A 7,546-nucleotide genomic window follows, 5' to 3' on the forward strand; every position below is an offset into this window, starting at 1 on the left:
GGCCATCGTGATGTCCGAACCCTACGACGACAACCCCGCATGGCAATCGATTCCGGACCGTCACTTCGTCAGCGCACGCCCCGGACACCTGCTCGTCACCCCGCTCGAGATGGGAGCACGATGACCACCACACCGACCCTCGAGGTGTACCTGCAGCCCGAGCAGCTCAAGGCCGCTCTGCGCAAGGACGCCACCGTAGGGCTCACGTCGAACCCGAAATGGCTGCCTCCCAAATACTTCTACGACGCCCGCGGGAGCGAGCTGTTCGAGCAGATCACCGCGTTGCCCGAATACTTCCCGACGCGTACGGAACGGGAACTGCTCAGACGATATTCGGGGGAGATCGCCGAGGTCGCGGCGCCGGAGATTCTCGTGGAACTCGGATCCGGGTCTTCGGAGAAGACACGGCTCCTGCTGGGCGCCGGTACGCGGCACGGAAGTCTCCATACGTACGTGCCGCAGGACGTGTCGGTGTCCGCGCTCGAGGGTGCGGCGGAGCAGATCGGCGTGGAGTTCCCGAATCTGACCGTGCGCGGTGTCGTCAGCGACTTCACCGAGTCGCTGCACCACCTTCCACGCGGTGGGCGCCGCACGATCGCGTTCCTCGGTGGCACCCTCGGAAACATGGTTCCGGCCGAGCGTGCGGAGTTCCTCTCCGGAATCGCCGACGTCCTCGAACCGGGGGAGCACCTCCTCCTCGGTGTCGGACTGGTGATCGATCCCGCCGTCCTCGTCCCCGCATACGACGACGCCGCCGGGGTGACCGCCCAGTTCAACCGCAACGTCCTGCAGGTACTCAACACGCAGCTCGACGCCGACTTCCCGGTGGACGAGTTCCGGCACGTCGCGCTGTGGGACGCCGACAACGAATGGATCGAGATGCGGCTCGAGGCCGAGCGTGCGATGTCGATCCGCGTGGAGGAGCTGGATCTGGACGTGGAGTTCACCGCGGGTGAGCAGCTGCGGACGGAGATCTCGGCCAAGTTCACCCTCGACGGGATCCGACGGGAGTTGGCGGAGGCGGGATTCGACGTCGACCGCACCTGGACCGATCCCGACGACCGCTTCGCGCTGGTGTGCGCCGCGCGGAACTGACCGACAAGATCAACTTCGGGCACGATCGCGCTTATAGTGACCGCGTAGTGCGCAATCGACCCGAGGAGAACTTGTGCGTCCTTCGAAGCTCGCTGTCCTCGCTCTCGCCACCGCGTCCGTGATCGGCCTCCCCGCCGCACAGTCCTCCGCTCAGCCGCTGCCCTTCCCATTCGACACAGGAAGCCTCGGTTCGGGTAGCGACGGCCCGGGAATTCCCACGGAGGACACGCTTCCGGCGCTGACGGTCACTCCGATTCTCGACGGGCTCGACCATCCGTGGGACGCGGTGCAGGCCCCGGACGGCGCGGTCCTCACCGGTCAGCGCTCGGGCGGGTTCTTCGTCCGGCGTGCGGACGGAAGCACCGGCCCGGTCACCGCCGATCTCTCGGACCTGTACGCGCAGTCCGAGACCGGGTTGATGGGTATTGCACTCGCGAGCAATTTCACGCACACGCGTACCCTGTACACGTGCCAGGGATTCCAGGGCGGTGGCGTCACCGACATCCGGATCCAGTCGTGGACCGTCGACGCCGGCTGGACGACCCTGACCCGCGGTGCCGCAATCCTGACCGGAATCCCTGTCAACGAGGGACGTCACGGCGGTTGCCGGATACTGACGGCCGCCGACGGCACCCTGTTCGTCGGCACCGGCGACACGGCGCAGCCGACCGTGTCGCAGGATCCGAACTCACTGGGCGGCAAGACTCTCCACATCAACACCGACGGCACCCCCGCAGCCGGAAATCCGGACCCGGCGAGCCCCGTCTACACCCGGGGGCACCGGAACGCGCAGGGTCTCGCGCAACAGCCCGGAACGGGCCGCATCTACGCCGTGGATCAGGGAACGACCCGCGACGACGAGGTGAACCTCCTGGTCGCGGGAGGGAACTACGGCTACAAGCCCGATCGGATCCCCGGCATCTACGACGAATCCGTGCCGATGACGGATCCGTCGCGCGTCCCGGGAGCCGTTGCCGCGGCGTGGAGTTCGGGCAGCACGACCCTCGCAACCGGAAGTGCCGCCTTCGTGACCGGCCCCGGCTGGGGACCGTGGGACGGCGCACTCGTCATGGGCGGCCTCAAGACGAAACAACTGATCTTCCTGCGTCTCGCCGCGGACGGGCAGTCGGTGACGGCGCAGACGTTCGGCCTGCAGAACCAGTACGGTCGCCTCCGGTCGGTCACCCCGACCGCCGACGGTTCGCTGCTCGTCACCACGGACAACGGTTCCACCGACCAGGTTCTCCGGGTCACCCCGCAGGGCTGACCTTCACACGTCAGAACCACGCGAGGGTCCGGCAGGGGCCGCCGGATCCTCCTGCGTGGGTGGGGGCGCCGACCATGACGGTTGCGCCGGACGGTGGAACCTGCGACAGATTCGCGAGAGCTTCCACCGCGTACTTCCCGGCGCCGAGCGCCGCGAGATGTGCTCCGTATGTGGTGCTACGGCCCGCGTCGACACTGAGGGTGTCCGATCCCAACGCGACGATGTCGCGTTCCCGGACGAGGAACTCGACGGCGTCCGGGTCGAATCCGGGTGTGTGCTGCACACCCGTGTTGTCCTGGTTGGTGAACGTCGCGGGCTGAGCGGCGCGGCCGTCCCATCCCGAGTTCATCGCCACCATGCAGCGGTCGGGGAGTGGGCCGTGATCGGACTCCCAGTCGAGGAGGTCCTGCCGGGTGAGCAGCGTGTCGTTGTCGGGTCGGGCCCGCACCGAGATGTCCACGACGGCGAGGGGCACCACCAGGTCGCGGGGCGGAATCTGCTCGACGGTGAGGCCGTTCACGCTTGCATGCGCCGGCGCGTCGACGTGAGTGCCGGTGTGCTCGTCGTAGCGGAGTTCGTTCTTGTAGAACACACTGGGAGCGCCGATTGCGACGGAGCCGAGCAGAATCGGAGCGTCACCGATCCGCGCCAGCGTCCGCATCGCGAACTGATGGGCGCCAGGCCACACAGGAAAGCTGGGAGTGAGCACATGGGTGAGATCGACGATCGACGCCTCCGATGTCGGGGCAGCCGATGCCGTCGCCGGTGCGACCGCTGCCGCCAGTGCTGCCGCGCCCACCGCTCCGAACAACGACCGTCGACTCATCGGGGCGCCGCGCTTCTCGATGGTTCCGTAGACGTGAGTCATGATGCGGGGCGAGCACATACGCGGCTCCTTCGCTGGTCGGTCGCGGTTCGCTACATCATAAGGTTCGCCGCGCCGGTATCCCGGAGTGCGCACGCGCGACGTGGTCGATCGATACAGTCGAAGAGCCGGAACATGATTCCACGACGTGACGAAGGGTTGACCATGGCAACGAGGCACAGTCTCGGCACGATCGTCGGCACCTGCGCCGCAGCGGTGGCGCTGACCACCGCGTCCGCCGGCATCGCCGCCGCCGTACCGGATCCGGTGTTGGTGGCCACGACGGCGTTCCAGATCCCGTTCACCGGGGTCATCGGTGACCCGTTTCCCTTCGCGACGGTGTCGCTCGCCGCCTCCACCGGCGCGAGTCCGGGACCGGGGATCGCGCGGCTGTCGGCGACGAGCATGTGCCCGGCGTTCACCCCGGGAGCGAACTGCACGACGTACACCTCCGCCACCACGGTGCGGTGGCTCAATCTCAGCACGGGGGCGACCGGAACGGTGACCGTTCCGTCGGGCAGTTTCGGAGTGCCCGGCAGAGAACCGGTCGTCGACGTGCCCACAGGGTCGGGGCACGTGACGGCGACCGTCCTCGGCGAATCCTCGGCGACGATCGTTCCGGGCCTGGGGTACTTCTTCGTCCCCTGAGCGTCCTCGGGGCTCCCCGCCGCTGCTCCGCCCTCCGCACGAACGGGACGCTCGTTGCGCCAGATCGAACGAGCGTCCCGTTGGTTCAGTGGGACAGTTGCTTCCGGATCTCCTCGGCAGCACGCGCGCCGGAGGAGATTGCGCCGTCGATGTAGCCGTTCCAGATGCTCGCGGTCTCCGAGCCCGCCCAGTGGATGCGGTCCGCGGGAGCGCGCCAGCCGTCGTGCCCGTGTGCGAACCACGTTCCGGGGGTGGGACTCGCCGCATATCCGCCTCGCGCCCACTGGTCCTGCGGCCAGATCTTCTCGGTGTAGTCGACCGGTGACGCGGCGCGGTCGCCGAAGAGTTCGACGAGAGTGTCGATGATCGCGGTCCGGCGGTCGTCGTCGGAGAGCGCCGACCAGGACCGCTGGCGGTCGCCGTAGACAAAGCACACGAGCACACCGTGTCCGGCATCTTCGGGGGAGTTGTCGAACACGACTCCGACGGCGCGGTCGCCGTAGATCGTGGCCTGGCCGGACAGTCCGTCGGCACGCCAGAACGGGGTGTCGAAGACGGCGTGCACCTTGGCTACGTCGCCCATCGGGCTGCGTTCGACCCATCGGGTGCGCGAGACCGGCAGCGGGGGAGTGAACGTGACTCGCTGGGTGGCCGACGGCGGCAGTGCCATGACGACGGTGTCGGCGAGAATCGTTCCCCGGGTGGTCTCGATCCGCACGCCGTCGGTGGTGTGCTCGACGTGACGCACCGCCGTATTCACGTGGACCCGGTCGCCGAGATGCTCTGCGACGGCCAGCGCCGTCGACTGTGCTCCGTCCCGGAATCGGCGCTCCTGCGCGCAGCCCTCGGTTTCCATCAGCTGGTCGAATCCGCCGGCCGATGCGACGTAGAACAGCAGATGGAACAGCGACAGATCGCGCGGCTCGATCGACCACACCCCCTCGACGGCGAGCGCGAGTCGCCGACGGGCGTCTTCGTTCGCGACGGTCCGCTCGACGTAGGAGTGGACGGTCTCGCTGTCCCACTTCTCGATGTCCGGAGTGGCCGTGGGGTCGTCGAGGTCGATGGTCCTCGCGAGTTCGTCGATGCGGTCGGCGGCAGCCAGGTATTCGTCCATGCCGGGGCCGTCGTCGGGACCGGCGCCGGTGTAGCACCGCTGTGCACCGTCGGGCCACAGCTCGATGTGCTCGCCCGTGTTGTACGTGGGGAAGGTCGGGCAGGCGAAGCGTTCGGCGAGGGCGAGCAGATGCTTCTGGGTGGGGCCGACCCATTGCCCGCCGTGGTCGACGACGACACCGTCCCTTCTCCTTTCGGAGCACACCCTTCCGCCGACGCGGTCGGATCCCTCGAGGATCACGGTGTCGATGCCGTCGTCGTGCAGCGAGAGTGCGGCGGACAGGCCTGCGTACCCCGCGCCGACCACGACGGTCCGAACGTGGGCCGGTAGGGCAGTCGGGTGATCCTTCGTGTTCGTCATGACCAGCATCCTGTTCTTGATTGGCTCGCCAGTCAATACTCAATTCTGGTTTCCTGCGGGAAGATTCGAGGGTTGACACGCTGTGACCCGTGCCACAGACTATTGATAACTGGCCCGCCAATCAGAAATGGGGATCGCGTGGACGACGCATTCGAACAGGAACTCGAGAGGCGACTGCTCCTCCTGGAATCCCCCGGCGGAGGCGGGATGATCCTGCCCGACCTTCCGTGGCGGGACGTCGCGGCGGCCATCGCCGGGATCGTCGCCACGATCACCGTCATGCTCTGGTGGGCGTACTGATGCTGGACGGGCAGCGGCAGGACCGCACCACCACGGAACTGGGAAGTGCAGGCGGGACCGGCGACGACGGCACGGACGCCACGATGAACGAACTACCGTTGTTGCCGGCGGAGCGGATCTGGGGCTTCTGGGACTACTCGGCGGTCAACATCGGCTTGGCCGTGGCGACCTGGGCGTTTCTGCAGGGCGCCGCCGTCGCGTACTACGTCGGCGCGGTACAGGCGATCGCGAGCATCGTCATCGGCTACGCGATCAGCGTCTTCCTCGTCTCGCTCGCGCCGTGCCTGCCGTCGGCGAAGTACGGCATCGAGCAGTTCGTCGGCCTGCGCAGCGTATTCGGCAGCAACGGCGCCCGAATCGTGATGGTCGTGATGTCCACGCTCTTCGCGGCGGCGTGGTCGGCCGTTCTGGCCATCATGTTCGGGCACGGCCTGGTGAACGTCATCGACAACGTCTTCGGGGTCGAGATCTCCCAGACCGGCGCGGCAGTGAGCCTGTTGGGGCTGGTGGCGGTGGTCCTGTCCTGGCTCGTCCTCGCCCGGGGACCGGTCTCGGTCGAGTCYGTGTGCCGGGTGATCGCACCCGTCCTCGTCCTCATCATCGTCGGGATTCTCGTCATGGTGTTCACCAAGCGATCCTGGTCCGAACTGGCCAGTCTGCCCCCGCTCGACCCGGAGAGCGACCCGCACACCAGCTTCATGGTCGCGATCGAACTGAACATCGCCGGCGGGTTCGCGTGGTGGCCGAACGTCGGAAACCTGGCGCGGCTCACCCGGGGTCCGCGTGCGGCGTTCTGGCCGAACTGGCTCGGACTCTTCGCCGCGTCCGTGGYCGCGGCGGTCGTCGGTGTCTTCGCGGCGCTGGCGCTGAACCTCGAAGATCCGACGGAGTGGATGATCCCGCTCGCCGGAGTCGTGCTGGGCGTCCTGGCCCTGATCGTCATCGGTTTCGCCAACGTCACCGCCATCCTCTCCCAGGGGTACGCCTCCATGGTGGCGCTCAAGGGCGGTGGCGGGAAGCTGCTCCGCGGCACGCCCTGGCCGGTGCTGGTGGCATTCATCCTCGGACCCGCTGCGATCCTCGTCTTCTTCCCCTCGGCCGTCTACGACAACTACGGTCGATTCCTGTCCTGGGGTGCGATTCTCGTGGCGCCGCTGTGCGCCGTGCAGATAGTCGACTTCTTCCTGCTGCGCCGGGGTGTCCTGCGGATTCGCGACCTGTACCTGCCCAGTGCGCGCTCCTGCTACGGGTACTGGGGTGGTGTGAACGCCTTCGCGTTCGCCTCCGTGGCTGCGGGCGCGGCGACGTACGCTCTGCTGCTCAATCCGGTCACCTACATTCCGTCCTCGCTCTTTCCGTACACCACCGCCTCGATTCCGGCGTTCCTCGTCGCCGGCACGCTCCATGTCGTGTTGACCAAGACGTTCGTGCAGCCGCTCGGACTCGGCGGCTACGACCGCCGGCCGCGCGTCGCCGCGGGCGTCGAAAGGTGAAAGATATGACGTCACAGCTCTTTCCCCACCTGTTCTCCCCGCTTCGCATCGGGAACGTGACGCTCGCGAACCGCATCGTGTCTTCCGGGCACGACACCGTTCTCGTGCAGAAGGGGAAGGTGACCGACGAACTGGTCGCCTACCACGAAGCCCGCGCCGCCGGTGGTGTCGGCATGATCGTGGTCCAGGTCGCAGGCGTTCACGAGACCGCCCGCTACACGTCCCACGTGCTGATGGCGACGGACGACGACTGCATCCCGGGGTACCGGCGCATCGCCGACGTCTGTCACCGCCACGAGTGTGTCGTCGTCGGGCAGATCTTCCATCCCGGCCGGGAGATCCTGGAGTCGCAGGACGGGTCCACTCCCGTCGCGCTGGCACCGTCCGCCGTGCCGAGCGAA

8 protein-coding genes and 1 pseudogene are annotated in these 7,546 nt (G+C 67.5%); 7 read left to right on the forward strand and 2 right to left on the reverse strand.

Features of this window, described 5'->3' with window-relative positions; translation table 11 throughout:
* The 3 genes and pseudogenes from AC1D1G_RS38365 to AC1D1G_RS38375 form a co-directional block, all read left to right on the forward strand.
* Positions 1-124: pseudogene (locus AC1D1G_RS38365) on the forward strand (ergothioneine biosynthesis protein EgtC); the annotation flags it as partial.
* Positions 121-1,095 carry an L-histidine N(alpha)-methyltransferase gene (gene egtD, locus AC1D1G_RS38370; RefSeq protein ID WP_280781403.1) on the forward strand — a complete coding sequence of 325 codons (975 nt, stop codon included), beginning with the start codon at positions 121-123 and terminating at the stop codon, positions 1,093-1,095. The pseudogene AC1D1G_RS38365 and the gene egtD, both read left to right, overlap by 4 nt.
* Positions 1,096-1,168: 73 nt before the next feature.
* Positions 1,169-2,362: a PQQ-dependent sugar dehydrogenase gene (locus AC1D1G_RS38375; protein WP_477956202.1), complete on the forward strand. Its 1,194-nt coding sequence runs from the start codon at positions 1,169-1,171 to the stop codon at positions 2,360-2,362.
* Between the two features lie 10 nt (positions 2,363-2,372).
* On the opposite strand, the gene AC1D1G_RS38380 is transcribed toward AC1D1G_RS38375, so the two are convergent.
* Entirely contained in the window at positions 2,373-3,248 is an 876-nt protein-coding gene (locus tag AC1D1G_RS38380; protein WP_477956203.1) for a cyclase family protein, read from the reverse strand.
* 144 nt (positions 3,249-3,392) lie between these two features.
* Between AC1D1G_RS38380 and AC1D1G_RS38385 the strand changes: the two genes are divergently transcribed.
* Positions 3,393-3,875: a hypothetical protein gene (locus AC1D1G_RS38385; RefSeq protein ID WP_477956204.1), complete on the forward strand. Its 483-nt coding sequence runs from the start codon at positions 3,393-3,395 to the stop codon at positions 3,873-3,875.
* Positions 3,876-3,960: 85 nt separating this feature from the next.
* Here AC1D1G_RS38385 and AC1D1G_RS38390 read toward each other — a convergent pair whose 3' ends face one another.
* Positions 3,961-5,361, reverse strand: a complete 1,401-nt coding sequence (locus AC1D1G_RS38390; protein WP_477956205.1) for a flavin monoamine oxidase family protein — start codon at positions 5,359-5,361, stop codon at positions 3,961-3,963.
* Between the two features lie 129 nt (positions 5,362-5,490).
* On the opposite strand from AC1D1G_RS38390, the gene AC1D1G_RS38395 reads away from it, so the two are divergent.
* The 3 genes from AC1D1G_RS38395 to AC1D1G_RS38405 form a co-directional block, all read left to right on the forward strand.
* Positions 5,491-5,652, forward strand: a complete 162-nt coding sequence (locus AC1D1G_RS38395; protein ID WP_283331470.1) for a hypothetical protein — start codon at positions 5,491-5,493, stop codon at positions 5,650-5,652.
* Positions 5,652-7,145 carry a cytosine permease gene (locus AC1D1G_RS38400; protein WP_477956206.1) on the forward strand — a complete coding sequence of 498 codons (1,494 nt, stop codon included), beginning with the start codon at positions 5,652-5,654 and terminating at the stop codon, positions 7,143-7,145. Before AC1D1G_RS38395 ends, AC1D1G_RS38400 begins: the two co-directional genes overlap by 1 nt.
* 5 nt (positions 7,146-7,150) lie before the next feature.
* Positions 7,151-7,546 (forward strand): oxidoreductase (locus AC1D1G_RS38405; RefSeq protein ID WP_477956207.1); only part of this gene is annotated, 396 nt, incomplete at its 3' end.

It is taken from the genome of Rhodococcus sp. P3_B8 (assembly GCF_056402775.1).

Coding starts and splice junctions, on each gene's coding strand:
- AC1D1G_RS38390 (WP_477956205.1), bottom strand. CDS start 5,361: ATGCTGGTCATGACGAACACGAAGGATCACCCGACTGCCCTACCGGCC.
- AC1D1G_RS38385 (WP_477956204.1), top strand. CDS start 3,393: ATGGCAACGAGGCACAGTCTCGGCACGATCGTCGGCACCTGCGCCGCA.
- egtD (WP_280781403.1), top strand. CDS start 121: ATGACCACCACACCGACCCTCGAGGTGTACCTGCAGCCCGAGCAGCTC.
- AC1D1G_RS38380 (WP_477956203.1), bottom strand. CDS start 3,248: ATGTGCTCGCCCCGCATCATGACTCACGTCTACGGAACCATCGAGAAG.